This window comes from Vibrio sp. JC009 (genome assembly GCF_029016485.1).
Lineage (GTDB): Bacteria > Pseudomonadota > Gammaproteobacteria > Enterobacterales > Vibrionaceae > Vibrio.
In genome coordinates this window covers 1,344,491-1,362,008 of the sequence record NZ_CP092107.1, presented here as the reverse complement: position 1 = coordinate 1,362,008, position 17,518 = coordinate 1,344,491, and the positions used below count along the sequence as shown (strand labels likewise).

General features: G+C 48.4%; 16 protein-coding genes. 6 read left to right on the top strand and 10 right to left on the bottom strand.

Features of this window, described 5'->3' with window-relative positions; all coding sequences use genetic code 11:
- Positions 1-48 precede the first annotated feature (48 nt).
- On the bottom strand, positions 49-1,014 hold the full coding sequence (locus L3Q72_RS21005; RefSeq protein WP_275132507.1) for a LysR substrate-binding domain-containing protein: 966 nt from the start codon (positions 1,012-1,014) through the stop codon (positions 49-51).
- A 127-nt stretch (positions 1,015-1,141) separates the two neighbouring features.
- Here L3Q72_RS21005 and L3Q72_RS21000 point away from each other — a divergent pair, with 127 nt between their 5' ends.
- Together L3Q72_RS21000 and L3Q72_RS20995 are read left to right on the top strand one after the other, a co-directional pair.
- Entirely contained in the window at positions 1,142-1,579 is a 438-nt protein-coding gene (locus L3Q72_RS21000; protein ID WP_275132506.1) for a DMT family transporter, read from the top strand.
- Positions 1,580-1,825: 246 nt separating this feature from the next.
- Positions 1,826-2,308: an NYN domain-containing protein gene (locus L3Q72_RS20995; protein ID WP_275132505.1), complete on the top strand. Its 483-nt coding sequence runs from the start codon at positions 1,826-1,828 to the stop codon at positions 2,306-2,308.
- A 50-nt stretch (positions 2,309-2,358) separates the two neighbouring features.
- Here the strand turns inward: L3Q72_RS20995 and L3Q72_RS20990 are convergent, their stop codons facing one another.
- Both L3Q72_RS20990 and L3Q72_RS20985 read right to left on the bottom strand, forming a co-directional pair.
- A complete protein-coding gene (locus tag L3Q72_RS20990) occupies positions 2,359-3,753 on the bottom strand; it encodes a glycoside hydrolase family 1 protein (protein WP_275132504.1) in 1,395 nt (464 codons plus the stop codon).
- A gap of 1 nt (position 3,754) precedes the next feature.
- On the bottom strand, positions 3,755-4,657 hold the full coding sequence (locus tag L3Q72_RS20985) for an ROK family protein (protein ID WP_275132503.1): 903 nt from the start codon (positions 4,655-4,657) through the stop codon (positions 3,755-3,757).
- A gap of 500 nt (positions 4,658-5,157) precedes the next feature.
- On the opposite strand from L3Q72_RS20985, the gene L3Q72_RS20980 reads away from it, so the two are divergent.
- Genes L3Q72_RS20980 through L3Q72_RS20965 form a run of 4 tightly spaced genes read left to right on the top strand, consistent with a single transcriptional unit; the run spans position 5,158 to position 8,985 of the window.
- A complete protein-coding gene (locus L3Q72_RS20980) occupies positions 5,158-5,877 on the top strand; it encodes a (Fe-S)-binding protein (protein WP_275132502.1) in 720 nt (239 codons plus the stop codon).
- Between the two features lie 11 nt (positions 5,878-5,888).
- Positions 5,889-7,316 (top strand): LutB/LldF family L-lactate oxidation iron-sulfur protein, encoded by a 1,428-nt coding sequence (locus tag L3Q72_RS20975; RefSeq protein ID WP_275132501.1) that lies wholly within the window; start codon positions 5,889-5,891, stop codon positions 7,314-7,316.
- Complete coding sequence (locus L3Q72_RS20970) at positions 7,316-8,062, top strand: lactate utilization protein C (protein WP_275132500.1); 747 nt, start codon at positions 7,316-7,318, stop codon at positions 8,060-8,062. Before L3Q72_RS20975 ends, L3Q72_RS20970 begins: the two co-directional genes overlap by 1 nt.
- 17 nt (positions 8,063-8,079) lie before the next feature.
- A complete protein-coding gene (locus L3Q72_RS20965; protein ID WP_275132499.1) occupies positions 8,080-8,985 on the top strand; it encodes a LysR family transcriptional regulator in 906 nt (301 codons plus the stop codon).
- A gap of 3 nt (positions 8,986-8,988) precedes the next feature.
- On the opposite strand, the gene L3Q72_RS20960 is transcribed toward L3Q72_RS20965, so the two are convergent.
- The 7 genes from L3Q72_RS20960 to L3Q72_RS20930 form a co-directional block, all read right to left on the bottom strand.
- Complete coding sequence (locus tag L3Q72_RS20960) at positions 8,989-9,882, bottom strand: oxidoreductase (RefSeq protein WP_275132498.1); 894 nt, start codon at positions 9,880-9,882, stop codon at positions 8,989-8,991.
- Positions 9,875-10,936, bottom strand: coding sequence for a 4Fe-4S dicluster domain-containing protein (locus tag L3Q72_RS20955; RefSeq protein WP_275132497.1), 1,062 nt, complete (start codon positions 10,934-10,936; stop codon positions 9,875-9,877). The genes L3Q72_RS20960 and L3Q72_RS20955 overlap by 8 nt, the downstream gene beginning before the upstream one ends.
- Positions 10,917-13,016: a formate dehydrogenase subunit alpha gene (fdhF, locus tag L3Q72_RS20950; protein ID WP_275132496.1), complete on the bottom strand. Its 2,100-nt coding sequence runs from the start codon at positions 13,014-13,016 to the stop codon at positions 10,917-10,919. The genes L3Q72_RS20955 and fdhF overlap by 20 nt, the downstream gene beginning before the upstream one ends.
- An 11-nt stretch (positions 13,017-13,027) precedes the next feature.
- A complete protein-coding gene (locus L3Q72_RS20945; RefSeq protein WP_275132495.1) occupies positions 13,028-13,357 on the bottom strand; it encodes a hypothetical protein in 330 nt (109 codons plus the stop codon).
- 230 nt (positions 13,358-13,587) lie between these two features.
- A complete protein-coding gene (locus L3Q72_RS20940) occupies positions 13,588-14,466 on the bottom strand; it encodes a sugar phosphate isomerase/epimerase family protein (RefSeq protein WP_275132494.1) in 879 nt (292 codons plus the stop codon).
- A 159-nt stretch (positions 14,467-14,625) separates the two neighbouring features.
- Complete coding sequence (locus L3Q72_RS20935) at positions 14,626-15,765, bottom strand: Gfo/Idh/MocA family oxidoreductase (RefSeq protein WP_275132493.1); 1,140 nt, start codon at positions 15,763-15,765, stop codon at positions 14,626-14,628.
- 85 nt (positions 15,766-15,850) lie between these two features.
- Positions 15,851-17,197, bottom strand: a complete 1,347-nt coding sequence (locus tag L3Q72_RS20930) for a hypothetical protein (RefSeq protein ID WP_275132492.1) — start codon at positions 17,195-17,197, stop codon at positions 15,851-15,853.
- Positions 17,198-17,518 lie beyond the last annotated feature (321 nt).

Genomic DNA, 17,518 nt, shown 5'->3' with positions numbered 1-17,518 from the left:
CCCAGTTGGGTGGTTTACCGTAATAATCAGAAAAGTAGTCGATAACGGTCATCGGCAAGGCTGGTGGTCAGATAGCTTTAGCTCTGAACAGCGGGACGTTATCAGTTGCTTCAGCCACTGGTGTGCCAGATCATTCTCCCTGCTTTCATGGTAGAACAGCGTATAAGATAAGGGGGCAATGCTAAAAGGTAACGGCACAACCTTCAGGTCAAATTTCTTCGCTATATGTTTAGCATAAAGACTTGGAACTGTGAGTATCAGGTTTGTATGACAACATAATTCTGCTGCGCTGTTAAAGTCAGGTACGTAGATAGCAACGTCTCGTTTAAATTCCATCTCGGCTAACTTAACATCCAGCAGCCAACGTTCATTCTTATAGTATTTGGTTACTATATGCCTGTGTGACAGATAGGCTTCTAACTCCCATTTATCCTCTGAACTAAAATGCTTCGGGTTCACTATGCAGCAGAGCTGATCCTGAAAGAGTTCGTAAGTAGCAATGCCCTTTGGTGGTTGCAGAGTTCTCTCTGCATCTCTGGGGTGCTGTTGTTTACCAGTAATAGCGAAGTCTAATTCCCCCCTCAATAATTGTTCGAATGTGCCAGAATCCCAGTTACAGGTATCGATCGTTATTTTCGGAGCTTGAGAAAGTGCTTCACCGATGAACCGAGGAAACATGAGCGGATAAATACTCTCAACCACTGCCACTTTAAAACATCTGGAGCTATGCTGTGGTTCAAACCAATTTGGGGCAGTAAGCTTTTCTATATCAAATAACAGGTTAACTAAATCTGGATGAATTTGTTTAGCCCTTGTTGTTGGCTCCATTCCATAGCCTGACCGCTCCAGTAGGGGATCATCAAACAGCTCCCTCAGTCTGGCCAAACTTTTGCTGACGGCAGATTGACTCAGGTTGAGATGTTCAGCTGCTTTACTAACACTGTTGTGTTCCAGCAGAACGTGCAGACAAACCAGTAAATTTAAATCGAGGCGGGCTAGTTTTTCTAAAGACATAAGCAGTTTCTGGTCATGTATTCTTTCAAGGAATAGATGCAATGAATTTAAACCATTTCAATTCATAAATCGATTATTTTAACCTTTCTCTCAATTACAAACGTATCGATTGATGAGGAGTGTCATTATGATTGAGATGCTAATAACGATAACAATTGGCCTCCTTGGTGGGGTTGCTGTTGGTACACAGACACCTATCGCTGGTGCAATGTCTCAGCGAATTGGTGGGGCTGCCAGTAGTGTTATTGTGCATTTTGGTGGATTAGTTGCGTCGCTTATTCTTCTGGTTTCCAGACGAGGAGAAGATATCACCCAATGGCGAGAGTTGCCGTGGTACATGTTGTGTTGCGGCGGGTTTGGTCTGGTGCTGTTTCTAACCGTTAGTCATACCATTCCAAAGTTGGGAGCGGTATCTGCTATAACATTAATCATAGTAGGCCAACTTTTGGCTGGGGTAGTTATTGATTATTTAGGTGCTTTTGGCACCATTCCACGAGGTCTCGAAATAAACAGGATGATAGGTCTTGCTCTGTTGTTTGCTGGCGCTTATCTGGTTATTCGATAAACCTTTTACCTGGGTGTGCTCGTGTTCGGGCAGCCAAAATGGGCGTGATCGTGTTACTCAGAATCAGTGATGGGTTGGGGTAATACGCAACCTGGAGCTTGGATACACAGCCCAGATTGCGGCGAAGCGAGAATAATCCAGTTATCCACCGCAAGCTTTCTGTTTTTGTTGAAAGTAGCCTATGCATCGCATACATTGACCTGGCTCATGCCGTATGAGCTAACAATCCACCAACGGGAAAACCAAATGGAAAACATTGCCATCTTCGTTGATGTCCAGAATATCTACTACACCACACGCGATGCGTTTGGAAAACACTTTGATTACAACGCTTTCTGGCGCAAAGCAACGCAGGGAAATCAGGTCGTTCTGGCAAATGCCTACGCAATCGCCAGCAACAACGAAAAGCAGAGGCAATTTCACCACATACTTCGCGGGATAGGATTTCAGGTAAAACTTAAGCCTTTTATTCAGCGCTTTGATGGCAGCGCCAAAGGTGACTGGGATGTGGGCATTGCCATTGATGTCATTGAAACGGCAATGCGTGAAGACGTGGACAAAATCATACTGCTCTCAGGCGACGGAGATTTCGATATGCTGGCTAAAAGAGCCATCGAAAAGTACAGGAAACGCTTTGAAGTTTATGGAGCTAAAGCCCTGACAGCAGATTCACTGATTGAAGCTGCAAGCAGTTATCAGCCGATAACGGATGAGTTGTTGCTGTCCTGAGGAAGGGCAGCTATCTATCAGGTAGTAAAATTCAGTCTGCTGAGATCCCGTTATCTAAACTTCCCTGTCCGGGCCAGCTCCCTAAACCATAACCCATGTTTTTTAGGGATGCGATTTCCACTATCCAGATCCAAACGATAGAAACCATAGCGACGCTTAAAGGAGTTTATCCACGACCAGTTATCAATAAAGGTCCACTGGTGAACACCAAAACAGTTGGCTCCCTCTTCTATGGCCCTGTGTAACTGAGCCAGATGCTCCTTCATCAATTCGGTGCGGAAGGAGTCATCAATCACCCCATTTCCATCCGGCTCCCCTTCCGAGGCTTCATCCATAGCAATGCCGATTTCAGCCAGAAACCATGGAATATTGCCATAGTTCTTCTTCACATTGGTTGCTATATCGTAAATCGCCGTTGGCAGAATTTCATTGTTGTCGCGGTACGGGTTAAACCGGCCTTCCGGATTCAGATAGTTTTCGAAGTAGACTTCCGGTGTAAAGTAATCCAGCTCATATTCCGCCTCACGGGCTTTTACCCGGCGCGGTACATAATAATTTACGCCAAGAAAACCAATTTTCGCTGAGGTAATAGTTTGTAGCTCTTCTTCGGTAGTTTCCGGAGTTACCCCCTGCTCTTTCAGCACTTCACATAATTCCTGGGGTATGTCATTTTTCACCATAGGATCAAGGAAGCTCCGGTTAAACAGAAGATCTGCATACCAGGCAGCTTTCTGATCGGCTTCGCTGTCACTTCGGGTATAAGACGGCGTAAGGTTTAGCACCACACCAATCTGGCTGTTTTCCAGCCCAAGTTTCTGAAAGGCATGAACGGCTTTGGCATGGGCAAGCATAATGTTATAACCAACCTGAACCGCCAGCTTTCCATCTTTTTTGCAGGGGTAATGGAAGTCGTAGAGGTACCCCCCTTCAACCGGAACAATCGGCTCATTAAAGGTGATCCAGTACTTCACCTTATGACCAAATAACTGAAAGGCTTTCACCGCATAATCCACGTAGAGATCGACCACTTTTTTCGACTCAAACCCGCCAAACTTTTGCTGCAGTTCAGCCGGCATATCAAAGTGATAAAGGTTGATCATCGGCTCGATGCCATTAGCTATCATCTCATCCAGATAGTTGTTGTAAAACACTACGGCATCCGGGCAGACTTCTCCGGTTTCAAAATTTTTGATCAGGCGAGACCACTGAATAGAAGTACGGAAGGAGTTAAATCCAACCTGCTTCATCAACTGCACATCTTCCTGATAACGGTTGTAAGTGTCCGTGACCACCTGAGATCCTATTCCCCGGAAAAAACGCTCAGGAGACTCCTTATGCCAAAGCTCCCAGATAGACGGGTTCGCTTTATTGGTGACACCTTCGGTCTGAATGCCTGAGGCAGCCGCTCCCCACAGGAAGCCTTGCGGAAATTGATATACTGTCATTTTACTGCTCCTGTCGGTTTAGATAGTGCCTCAGTGCACCAATAAGATTTGCATCGTTGCCGAATTTAGACACCCGCAGCCGGGGGCGAATAGTGGGAATCGGTATAGACTGCAAAATACCATCCAGTTTTTCATTAATTCTGTCGATAAAGCCTTCTCGCCTGCTAACGGCTCCGCCAATCAGAATCAGTTCAGGATCGACATGATACTGAATATTGTACATACCGGTAGCCAGCTTGAGATACCAGTCATCAATAAGCTTACGGACAATATCATTACCCGCATCTGCCATCTCAAATACCGTCCGGCCATTAAGCTTATTTTCATCAAAATTCAGAGCTGAAGCGACAGATTTCACCAGGGCTTTGGTGGAGGCAAGATTACCCCAGATAACCGGCTTGCCGTTTTGAAACTCAGTAATCGCAAAGCCAAACTCACCGCCATGCAGGTTATGCCCTTTCTGAACTTTTTTACCGGTTACGATAGCTCCGCCAATTCCTGAGCCTATCACCACTGTGCAGAAATGGCCTGACGATTTACCTGCACCTAACCAGGCTTCCGCCAGCGCCGCACAGCAGGCATCATTTTCCAGCTCAACCGGAATACCAAATTGTTTCTTATACAAAGCTCTTACATCAAAGCCATGAATGTACGGCAAAGAACTGGCTCCGCCTATTACTCCGCTCTCCACATCCACCGCTCCACAGGTACTGATTGCGATACCTGAAAAAGCGTACTCCTGGTTATACTTTTCAAAATATGGAGTAAAACCATCCAGCCAGTCCTGATAGCTTTGCGCCTGACTGGGTAGGGAGAAATGCTCAAGCATTTCAGCGCATTCCGTCATAACAGCGCATTTCACTGCACTGCCACCAAAATCTAAAACCAAATAATGCTTCGTCATTGTCGGTCTGTTTCCGGTTAATCATTTGCTTTTATTAATTAATCAGATCTCATCAGGTATCTAAAGGGAATTAGACGAAATACGTAAGCTTCGTCATCCTTTACATCAAAATTAACGTTACTACTTTGTAGTTAAACCACCGACTCAGATCACACAGAAATTAGCGGTTTACCCGTCAGCTAGGCTTCAAAACCATCACCAAAATGATTCCAATAGGAACTTTATTGTTTCCACAAGCGAACCAATCAACAGTTACACAGACAGTACAGAGAGTATTAACAAACTGAAAAATAGTAGAAAAAGGCCTTTTACTGACTGTGCGATAAACGGACAGAGTCACAGTTTCGGCAGTTGAACAATCACTACTAACAAATCCAACAGTAGCCTCACACAAACCCGCTACCTAAAATATCTCTAAGCACAAAAGCACACCTGATAACAATTACAACCCTCTACGAGGGACGGCCTGATAAACAGCGCCATACCACCGGAGCAATACTATGAAGGTAAACTTTTTTGTCACCTGCCTGGGTGACGCCATTAAGTCTGAAGTTGCCAAAAAAACGATCCTGTTGCTGGAGCAACTTGGCTGTGAGGTGATATTTCCACGTGAGCAGGGCTGCTGTGGTCAGCCTTCGCTGAACAGTGGCTACATTGAGCAGAGCAAACCCGCAATGAAAAAGCTGATTGAGGCTTTTGAGGTGAATGACTTCCCTATCATCACACCTGCTGGCTCCTGCGCCGCCTCCATCAAGAAATATCCGCAATATCTGGCTGATGAACCTGAATGGGCTCAGCGTGCACAGGTCATCGCCGACCGTCTGTTTGAACTGACTCAGTTTATCGTGAACGAACTGGGCCTCAGTGATATTGGCGCCCGCCTGCCAGGCCGCGCGGTGTACCATCCTTCATGTAGTCTGATCCGCAAACTGGGTGTGCGTGAAGAACCACTGAAACTGCTGGCGAATGTTGAAGGACTGGAACTGTTACCAATTAAAAACCAGGAAACCTGTTGCGGATTTGGCGGTACTTTTTCGGTGAAGATGTCTGAAATCTCCGGTGAGATGGTAAAAGAAAAAGTACGCCATATCAGTGAAGTAAATCCTGAATACCTGATTGGTGCGGATATCAGTTGTCTGATCAATATTGCCGGCCGTCTCAGCCGTGAAGGCAAGCCTGTCAAAGTAATGCATATCGTCGATGTGCTGCTAAGCCGTTAGGAGAGATTATTATGTCGATGAAAACCAGCGACCTTGGCTTTAAACAGCGTATCAAGGTCAAAATGCAGGACGAGTTTATGCGTCACTCGGTGGCAAACGCGCAGGAGCGGATGTTTACCAACCGCCAGATCGCCGCCGACAAACTGGGAAACTGGGAACAGTGGCGCGACATGGGAGAAGATATCCGTAACCATGTTCTGGAGAATCTGGATTATTACCTCCATCAGTTGAGCGAGAAGGTTGCTGCCAACGGTGGCAAAGTATTTTTTGCCCGGACCGCCGAAGAGGCGACCAGTTACATCGAAGGTATCGTTCAGGAAAAGAAGGCAAAGAAGGTCGTAAAATCCAAGTCCATGGTGACCGAAGAGATCGGCCTTAACAAGGTAATCCAGCGCAACAATTGTGAAGTGGTGGAAACCGACCTGGGCGAATATATCCTGCAGGTGGATGACTGCGATCCGCCATCGCATATCGTAGTTCCGGCGCTGCATAAAAACCGCACCCAGATTAAAGATATTTTCAAAGACAAGCTGAACTATCAGGGCAGTGACGATCCGGAAGAGATGACCCGCTTTGTACGCGACTATATCCGGCAGGATTTCCTGCAGGCCGATATCGGTATCACTGGCTGTAACTTTGCTGTGGCGGAATCCGGCACCGTCGCTCTGGTCACCAATGAAGGGAACGCACGCCTTGCCACCAGCCTGCCGAAAACCCATATCGCGGTGATGGGCATGGAGCGTATTGTTCCCACCTTTGAAGAGCTGGATATTGTTATCAGCCTGCTTTGCCGCAGCGCGGTGGGTATCCCGCTGACCGGTTATGTTACCGCTCTGACCGGCCCCCGCGAGGACGAACACTGTGACGGACCGGAGGAGTTCCATCTGGTTATCGTCGACAACGGCCGCTCTGATATCCTGGGTTCCGATTTTAAAGATATCCTGCGCTGCGTGCGTTGCGCCGCCTGCGTGAATACCTGCCCGGCCTACCGTCATATCGGCGGTCAGTCCTATGGCTCTATCTATTCTGGCCCTATCGGCGCTGTACTTTCTCCGCTGCTGGGTGGCTACGACGACTTTAAAGATCTGCCGTATGCCTGCAGCCTGTGTCGTGCCTGCCATGATGTCTGTCCGGTTAAGATCCCGCTGTCCGACCTGCTAATGAAGCACAGAGAAAAAATGGCAGAGGAAAAACTCACCCCGCTCTCTGAACGCGTTACAGTCGGAGCATTTAACTTTGTTAACGCCAAACCGGCTCTGTGGGACAGCAGCATTAAGGTCGGGGCAAAAGTCGCCGGTAGCATCATCCGCGACGGCAAGATGCCGATCAATATCGGGGCTATCCGTCCATGGAATGAAGCACGTGATCTGCCTAGTCCGGACGGTGAGTCATTCCGGAGCTGGTTTGCTAACAGAGAAAAGAACATGGGGGAATCATAATGTCGGCATCACAATCAAATACAAAGCAAGGCGCAGTGACCAACCGTGATACATTTGTGCAAAACATCGCCGATAAGCTGGGCCGCAGCAAACCACTGACATGTGTTGAACGTCCGGCATTCCGCCACAACTGTCACCATGAGGTAATGGCAGACTACAGCCAGGATGAGTTGCAACAATCACTAACTGAATATGCACGAACGACGCTTGGCGCCCAGGTTATCGGAACAAACACTGGCGAACTGGAAGAAACACTGCGTAAGTTATGCCTTGATTACTGTGACGGTGAGAAAGGAGAAACCATGGTTTCCGCTTCAGCCTCGCTGCTAAATCTTATTCAGCCTGAAAATCTGGCAAGTGAAGAACACACAGTGCATGTCTGGGAGCAACAAAAGGGCTATAAAGCCAATATCACCATAGCAGAACGTGCCAAGGTAGGAATAGTGATGGCTGAGCAGGCACTGGCCGAGTCCGGAACTATGGTTCTGTACAGCCGCCCGGAGCAGGGCCGTGCGGTTAGCCTGCTGCCGGAAACCTCAATATTTGTGGTGGCCAAAAGCACCCTGATCCCGCGTCTGACTCAGGCCACATCGCAACTGCACCAGATGGCACAGCGCGGCGAGCGCATTCCGTCCTGCGTTAACTTTATCTCAGGGCCCAGCTCAACCGCGGATATTGAGTTAATAAAAGTCGTGGGTGTGCACGGACCGGTCGCGGCCACATACGTTATTATTGAAGATATGTAACTAACCCGAGTGATGCTATGCCTCAGATTGATGACCTTGTCCTGTTTACCCAAGTTGTTGAATGTGGATCATTCAGCAAAGCTGCTGAAGCGAACCAGACCACAAAGTCTATGGTCAGTAAGCGGATAAGTAAGCTGGAGTCTGCTCTGGGGACGCAACTGCTCTACCGGACCACCCGTAAGCTGACCCTGACAGAGGCCGGTGAGGTACTTTATCACCGCTCCAGAGATATCAGCACAACGGCCAAGGCCGCGTTTGAGTCAATAACAGGCTATAACGAGGCGGTGGCCGGTCACATTCGTGTATCTGTCCCGACCATTTCTGGTGAACTGCTGCTTGCTGAAAGCATCTCTGACTTTTGCAATCAGCATCCGGGACTGACGGTAGAGATGTCCATGGATAACCACTTTGTCGATCTGCTGGCAGAGAACTACGATCTGGTGATCCGCACAGGCTATCTGGAAGACTCCAGCCTGATAGCCCGCTTTATCTTTAATTCCCGCTGGATGATCTGCGCCTCTCCTGAATATCTGGAGCAATACGGCACACCAGAAGCCCCCAACGATCTTTTGCAGCATCATAACTGTCTTGGTTACACCCACGAAACATCCGGTACCTTTAACTGGATGTTCCGCCGTAACAGTGACAATTACACGCTGAAAGTATACGGCAACTTCTCATCGGACAATGCCGTAGCACTGCGTAAAAGCGCTCTGGCAGGAAACGGGCTGGCTTATCTGCCAACCTGTCTGATATACGATGACCTGCAGGAAGGCAAACTGACGGAAGTGCTGGCAGAGCACACCAGCAAGGTCGTGGGCATCTATGCGGTCTACCCTTACACCCGAAAACCGGCCAAACGCATCCAGGCACTCATCGAGCATATCCGCGACGCCTATATCGCTATTCAGGAGCGCTTCTGACCGCTAACTCCTGCAGCACTTTCCTGTTTCTCCCACCATCGCCACCGGCTCTGTTGGTGGTTTTATCGCTTTCTCCTTAACCACCAGCTCTCCCAGTTGATCCCAGCGGTAGGTCGGTCCATCCAGGCAAACCAGATCGTCAGCAACATAGCAGTGACCGCACAAACCGACTCCGCAGTGCATCCGGCGCTCCAGTGACAGCCAGATACGGTTTGCAGGATGACCATGCTGAGCAACAATTTTACAAACCGCTTCCATCATACCTTCAGGGCCACAGGTAATAACGTGGTCGAAGGGGCCCTGCTTCTCTTCAATAAAGTGCAGGTTATCGGCCAGTTTACGTCCCGGAAGAAAATCCCCTTTTGCGTTGTCGATATCATCCACCGCCTGATAAAGGGTGCACTGATTTTCCCAGCGGGCACGCTCTTCTTTCATCACCAGCATGGCTTCATTACGGGCACTGAAATAGACAACCGGTGCCGATCCGGCTGAGATCAGCGCATCGATTTCCGCCGCAACAGGCGCCAGACCCACACCTCCGGCAACAACCAGTACTTTGGTGCCTTTCAGATCAGGCCAGCCTTTGCCAAACGGCCCGCGAGCCCCCAGAAGGTCACCTTCTTCGTGAAGAAACAGGGCATCTGTCAAGGAGCCGATACGCCTGATCAGAGCATTAAAGCGTCCCTCTTTATCCGGCATGCTGGCATAAGTGAAAGCCGCTTCACCAAACCCGGGGATCGAAAGCATAAAGAACTGCCCCGGCTGCACCACATCCGGGTTGGCAAAATCTGGTAATCCCTTGCTTTTATCCGCCGCTTCAAAGGTAAAATGTTTGATATCCTGCCCGTCGTCATAGCATCTGATCAGGCGGATGGGTTGCGGTGTTAAATCATGCATTCGAAATCTTCTCCATTATGGAATGAACTCCCACAGAGCCCGGACAGGTTGATTCACAGCGTCCGCAGCCAACGCAGCCATAACGCCCCATTTTCTCTGCAATATCTTCAGAAAACTTATGGAACCAGTAGCGGTACATTCGTTTACCGGCCTGTGCTGCCGGGTTTGCGCCGCTTGCTTCCTTCTGGAAACCTTCCAGCAGGCAGGAATCCCATACCCGCTGGCGCACATAGCCGCCGTCCTGTTTTACATCATGGGTGGTATAACAGCTGCAGGTCGGACAGACCTGGCTGCAACCTGAACAGCTGATGCACTGGTGAGCGAACTTTTCCCACTGCTCATCAGGCACAGCGCGGGCATTAATCCGCTGAATGCCGTTGATGATATGGGTATCGCTCTTAAACTCGGCTTCAGTATGACGCAGGTTCATCTCACGCCAGGACTGCCAGCTGTTGTCAGCAGGACGAAGGTCCATATCGGCAACGGCTGCGCGACCGGCGTCACTGCTACAGATAAGCCACCAGCCCTGCATATCACCGCCGATACTCGGCATAGGCGTCAGAATAAGATCGGCAATTTCATCTTTTACCTGAGGCCCGGCATCCACACTGCGGCAGAATCCGTTTTCACAGGGTGTTGAACAGTCGATGCCCACCAGCAGCGTCTTTTGTCTGCGCTCCTGATAATAAGGGTCACCTTTAAAGTGCCTGTCCTGATAAGAGATGGCGGTCAGATCGCAGGCTTTTACGCCAAACAGCACCTGAGAACCGTGCTGAGGTTTTGTTTCCTCAAAGGTCTCTCCATCAAAGAAAAACAGATCTTCACGCTCTGAGAAAAACATGCCTTTCGGAGACATTAACGGGCGTAATTCCGGGTTGAAATGTGCAACCTCACCATGCTCAATCACTTCCCAGCTACTGTTGCCGGTACCTTTATCCACCGGCTGATAAACGTCATTGCGCAGAGCCAGCCAGTCTCTCAGGTGCTCAATCCGGTCCAGTTCATATACATACATAATTTGTTCTTCCTTGTTGCTACGCATTGAGCGCTTCATGCACTTCTCTCAGCACATGAATCGGGCGTGGTTCTGCATCACGGGCCAGTGGTTCCACTCTGACGGCACAGGCTTTAAGTTCCGGCATACGGGTAACCGGATCCTGAGCATCATTGGTCAGTTGGTTCGACGGCACATCATTAAAGTGATACGGAATGCTTACCAGCCCCGGCGGGACCTGATCGGTGACTATCACACGGGTTTCCAGATAACCGCGACGGGAACGCACACCCACAGGAGCGTGGTTAAACAGTCCCTGGTTATTGGCGTCTCTCGGGTTCATAAACAGCAGGCCTTTCGGAGATTCACGCTCCAGCAGCGGAGATTTCCTTGTCATTGACCCGCAGCCGTAATGGAAGTGAAGCCGGATAGTCGTCAGATAATACGGATATTCGCCATCAGGCTGCTCAGCCGTTGGCAGGTAATGTACAGGCATAAGACGGGCTTTGCCGTTAGGGAAGCTACGCTCATGCAAAACGGCAGAACCGTCCGGATGCTGAATATCACATGGCCACTGCAGCCCCTGAGCATCTTCAAGGCGCGGATAACTCATCTGGGAATAGATAGGGACCAGAGAAACCAGCTCATCAAAGATCTCTTCTGCGTGCTGCCATTCAAAACCGTTAATACCAAACCGCTTCGCCAGATCTGCCATGATCTGCCAGTCCGCTTTACATTCACCCGGCGGATTCACCGCTTTACGGACCCGCTGAACCCGGCGCTCACAGTTGGCAAAGGTGCCCTCTTTTTCGGCAAAGCTGGCAGCAGGCAGAATCACATCAGCCAGTTTCGCCGTTTCTGTCATGGTCATTTCAACCACCACCAGACAATCCAGTTTCTTCAGCGATTTGGTGACCTGATTCTGGTCAGGGTCGGTCACAACGGGATCTTCACCAAAAATCATCATGGCGTGGAACCTGTCCTGCAGCGCGGCTTCATTCATGCCCAGAGAAGTCATGCCCGGATGATCAGCCACTTCCGTTCCCCAGGCATGAGCGAATTTATTACGAACCGCTTCATCATCGGTGGACTGATACCCCGGATAAACCCCCGGCAAACAGCCCATATCACAGGCACCCTGAACATTGTTCTGCCCGCGAAGCGGGTTAATACCGGCACCCGGCTTACCCACCTGACCACAAACCAGAGCAAGGTTAGACACCGCCATCACATTGTTGGTGCCGCTCACATACTGAGTTACCCCCATACCGTAGGCCAGAAAGGCCGCGCGGGCATGGCTATACAGACGAGCAAACTGAATTTGCTGATCAACAGGCACACCGGTAATTTCCTGTACACGCTCCGGCGTATATTCCGCTGCGGTTTTACCCAGTAAATCCAGGTGGTCACAGCGCTCGCTAAGGAAGGCTTTATCTTCCCAGCCTCTTTCCAGAATAATGTTCACCAGACCATTAAGAAGCGCAACGTTAGTACCAAGACGAAGCTGAAGATGCACATCCGCCATCTCTGCCAGACGGGTTTTACGCGGATCCACAACCATCAGAAGCGCCCCGGCTTCCTTGGCTTTAATAATATCGCTGCCGATAATGGAATGACTTTCTGTGGGATCGCAACCGAAAACAACGATAACGTCCGCCTTGCTGACATCACCTATGCTGTTGGTCATCGCACCCTCACCCAGCGTCTGCTTCAGACCGGCAACCGAAGGACTGTGACAGATACGGGCACAGTGGTCGATATTGTTGGTTTTCAGTACCGAACGGGCAAATTTCTGAATGGCGTAGTTGTCTTCGTTGGTTGCACGCGCACAGCTAATCATACCCACAGATTCAGGGCCATGATGCTCGCGGTAATAGCTGAACTGTTCATGAATAAGTGAAAGCGCTTCATCCCAGCTGGCTTTCCTGAACTCGTTTCCTTCGCGGATCATCGGGCTGGTAATGCGGTTTTCATGGCTGGTTGCAAAAGCAGAGCTCCACCCTTTTGAACAGAGCCTTCCTTTACTGATTGGATGACCGGCAATAGGCTCCACGCCAATTACCTTATCCCCGTCGCTGCGCAAACCAATGCCGCACCCTGTGCCGCAATAAGGGCACACAGAGCAAGTCGTTTTTATCATATTGCCAGTCCTTAGCAGTATTGCTGTCTGATAACCTTTTTCAGGTCACTTAGTGAATAGATGGGAAAATCCGCTATTCTTAGTAGTTTTTCATGCATACTAAAACTGACCTGAGCGGCAAAATCTTCCCCAAATAAAAGCTGATGACCGTTGTTTTCTGCTGTGACCTGTACAGAAGCCAGCTCCCTGTCATAAAAATCAAAATCCAGTGACTGTACAGAAACGCCTATAAGTCTCGGTTCGTCAATATTCACACTTAGCTTTGTCTCTGATGTATCAATGCTGCTCTCAGGGAATATCTTTTGCAGACAATCCCCTAATATCTCTTTTGCCGTTTTCACTTTTCTCCCTCTCTGTGCAGTTTCAACTGAATTCTTTCTGAGCAACACCTATGGCGGGCAATTACAGAACCTCCTCCCCCTGTGAAAAACAGATAGAGAAGCTCCATGGCAGGCTATTGATTTGTGTTTATATTTGGTGTGCCTAAATAATTTTTAGCTTTCTGATAAAAACGAAAAAGTATTTAAACAGAGATTGAAGCAGCACCAGACAGTGCTGCTTCCGAGGTTTGTTAGGCAGCGTTGCGCTCAGCAATAACCTGGTTTGAGATTTCACGTAGCTTCTTAACAGAAATACGTACCGCTTCTTCTTCCAGACCGGTCCAGTCTTTGTGCGGGAAGTCGATTTCTACAGCCATAAAGCCCTGGAAGTCTGCCTTATCAAGGATACGTGCAAGCTCAAGGTTATCCACCAGACCCATGCCTACAGGAACACCAGCGAAGAAGTGCCACTCTGTTGGCGGAACACTTGTATCAACCATCAGGTCTTTAGTGTGAGTCGCCATTACGTGTGGAGCCAGCTTACGCATACCTTCGATTGGATCGTCCAGCAGACGCAGGAAGTTACCTGTATCGAAGTTCACACCGAAGTAAGAAGAATCAACACCTTCAAGGATCTGCATGATTTCATCCGCTGTGTAGTCGATGTGGTTTTCGATAGCCAGTTTCACGCCAGCTTCTTCAGCAATAACTACCGCTTCTTTAAACTGAGCAATCAGAGCTTCAATCTGTGGCTGGTGATCTTCGTGACGGAACATCAGAGATGAACCACAAACACGCATTACGTCAGCGCCAATCGCTACCGCGCAGCGGATCTGCTCTTTCATATCCGCGAACGCTTCAGGGTTCTGACCACGCTCAAGACCATCCGGGTGACCCCATGCGTAAACACGGTCCAGACCATGCTCATCCAGCTTAGCTTTGATCTTAGCCAGAGTTTCGTCATCACGGCCAGGCAGGAAACAAGACTCAAGAGAAACACCGTCACAACCAACGCTTGCCGCGAAGTCGATGAATTCAAATACAGTCAGATTCTTCTCAGGTACTTCTTGTCCTGGGTAAACTTCACCAAAGAAACGATGGAAACAGTAGCTATCAATTCCGATTTTCATTTTATTTCACCTATTGAATATTCATTTTAATTTTATTAACTGCGTAGGGATTGCTGGTTGTGCCTGATGGAGCAAACATGCCGGTCGGTGATGTATCATCCACACACCGGAGCCTTGCAAGCGGTTTGTGGAATCAGGCACATCCAGTAAGCCCGGAATTTACTCAGGGATTTTAATCCACTTACCTTCAACACTTGACTGGTAGAAGCCTTCCAGAACCTTCATCAGGTGCAGACCGTCTTCAAACGTCGCGTATTCAATCTCATCTGTATTCTCTTTATCCAGAGACGCGTAGAACTTAGTGAAGTTGTGCTTGAATGCATCCGGGAAGCCTTCCACGTGTCCGTTCGGGTAAGTAGAAACCGCCATACTTTGCGGAGAAACACATGCAGACTTAGTTGCAATTTCGTTGTGCTTATCACGGTGACCAACCCACAGCTCAGTAATAGAGTCGGTATCCCAGTGAACAGACAGCTCAGTACCAGAAACGATAAGGTCAGTCTTGTTCTTACGGCCAGGCATTACCTGAGAGATAACAGCAGTACCGATTGCACCGTTGTCAAACTTCATCATCAGGTTACCGTGGTCTTCAGTGTTGATAGGACGCTTGGTGTAAGTCATATCGTCAGATGCTTCAGCAAAAGTTTCAACTTCACCTTCAGGTTGCAGACGCTCTTCCCATACAGTCGCGTACTGAGCCATAACCTCAACAATGCGAGAGCCTGTTACGTTTTCAGCCAGGTCAGCCCAGTGAAGACCGATATCAGCAACACAACGAGAGTTACCTGTGTTCTCGCGTTCTACGTGCCAAGAGTAGTCCGTCTGCTTAGACATCCAGTCCTGAACATAGCCACCGTGAACGTTAAAGATACGGCCCAGTTTGCCTTCTTTAACCATCTGGCGCATTTCAGTTGGCATTGGGTAGAAACGGTTGTGGAAGTTGATGCCGCCAGTCATACCAGTTTCGTTCTTCACCTTAACCATCTCTTCTGCTTCTTCAGGGTTCAGACAAAGTGGTTTTTCACACATCACGTTAACGCCTGCTTTCATCGCATCAACTGTGATCTTGTAGTGAGTGTTGTTTGGTGTACAAACGTGAACTACGTCCAGATCTTCCGCTGCAAGCATCTCGTTGTAGTCGTAGTAGTATTTCTCTACATGCATCAGTTCTGCTTTTTCTTTTGCATTCATAGCATCACAGATAGCAACAACTTCTACATTACCCATACGGCGCAGTGCTTCAACGTGACCCAGACCGATAAAACCAGTACCGATAACGGCAGCTCTATACTTTTTCATTTGTTTCATCCTTATTTCATAATTTGTTGGTTCTGGCGGCGACCTCCGCCCCCCGCAGGCCGCGCCAGTTTTGTTATATGTTGTGTTAGTCGATTACTTTTGCATTCCAGTTAAACACGCGAGCCATCTGCTGAAGTTTCGCCTTCTGGTTACCAACGATAATCATCTGGTGGTGGCTGGATAGTTCATCCATTACCTTCTCGCCATCTTTGTAGCGGATCAGTGATGCGTTTAGCGCGTCGGTTCCAGGGAATTGCATGTACTCTTCAAGCTGAGCAGGGATAATCGCAATCTCATTGAAATCCTGATGGATTTTCGCAAGAGTGATAGGGCCCGTTGGTAGTTCACAATCAATTACGTGCGCATTGTCATCCACGATAGCAAGACACTTAGGAACCATCTTGTACTTAGTACAGAACTTACGGTTTGCGTTACCGCCGTAGCCACAGTGAACACCCAGAGCACAGTTGTCCGGCTCAGGTACATCCGGGAAGGCATCCATTCTTTCGTGAGCAATTGCCGCCATACCAACAAGGAATGGGTAGATGTTTGTCATCATGATTGGTTCGTACAGTGAACGGTACATGATGTAGGTACTAAGCATAGTCAGGGTATCGCCCTCACAGCACCAAATGATGTCTTCTTTCTCGAACAGCATGTTCCATACAACACACGGGGTCGTTGCACAGCTTTCAGATTCGTTCAGACAGTTTGCACCGATACCTTCAACATCACCCACTTCATCGATAACTTCTTTGATTGCAATGTACAGTTTTGCAGGAAGCAGTTGCTGTTGCTGGTTCAGGCCTTCGTTCTCTACATTCCAGGTTTCCCACTCGGCCATCGCATCTTCGTCTGAGATTTCAGCAGCACGTTCGTTAACGGCTTTCCAGCTGCGGTAGATGATCTGAACACCGGTTGCTTCTTCCATGCGCTCAGTACACTCTTGCTCCCACCAGTAGAAACGCTTGAAGATACCTGGCTGCATGCCTTCGCCCGGATCGTCCTGGAACATAAGGAATTTAGCGCCTTCCTGAAGGTGAGACTTAACGCCGATAGAGCGAAGAACCACTTTAGCCAGGTCAACACTGTAAGGTGAGAATACGTTCATGCCGCGAGCACGAAGGTAAGAAACAATTTCCCAGTCCCACATTTCAACTGTGCCGAACTTAGAAGTCAGAACCACCATTGGCAGGTCATACTGGCTTAGCTCTTCCTGATGACGGAAAGCAGCAAAGATTAGCTGAGGAAAAACAATAGCATCAGCTTCTTTTGGCAGTTCGTCACCAACAACAATCGGATCCAGGAATTCAGCTTCCTTACCGTACATCTCTTTCAGACGTAACATCTGGTCGTCAAATTCCAGTTTTTCTCTGTCATTAGTCTCACTGAAAGTTACAGGTACTAATTTTGCTCTTGTATCTAGTTTCATCGCTCCCGCCTTTTTTTTCGAAAACAGTCAGTTTCATTTAGATCCTTTCAGGTCTCCCCGATTTGTAATCTGACTGTCTAATCACTTTATGCTTACACTATACCTTATATTTTCGATATGAAAATGAGGCTTTCGTATATTTGTGCTAGCCGTCAAATTTTTCGATTACTTTTCTTAAGATAGCCATTGATTTTCGATTCAAAAAGAAATTTTGGCATTAATTTTTATAAATACTGACTGTGTTACTTACATCACAGTCAATGTAACAGGCTGTTACACAAGGCCTACGGAGAAATGAAAAGGATTTTTATTATAAGAAAC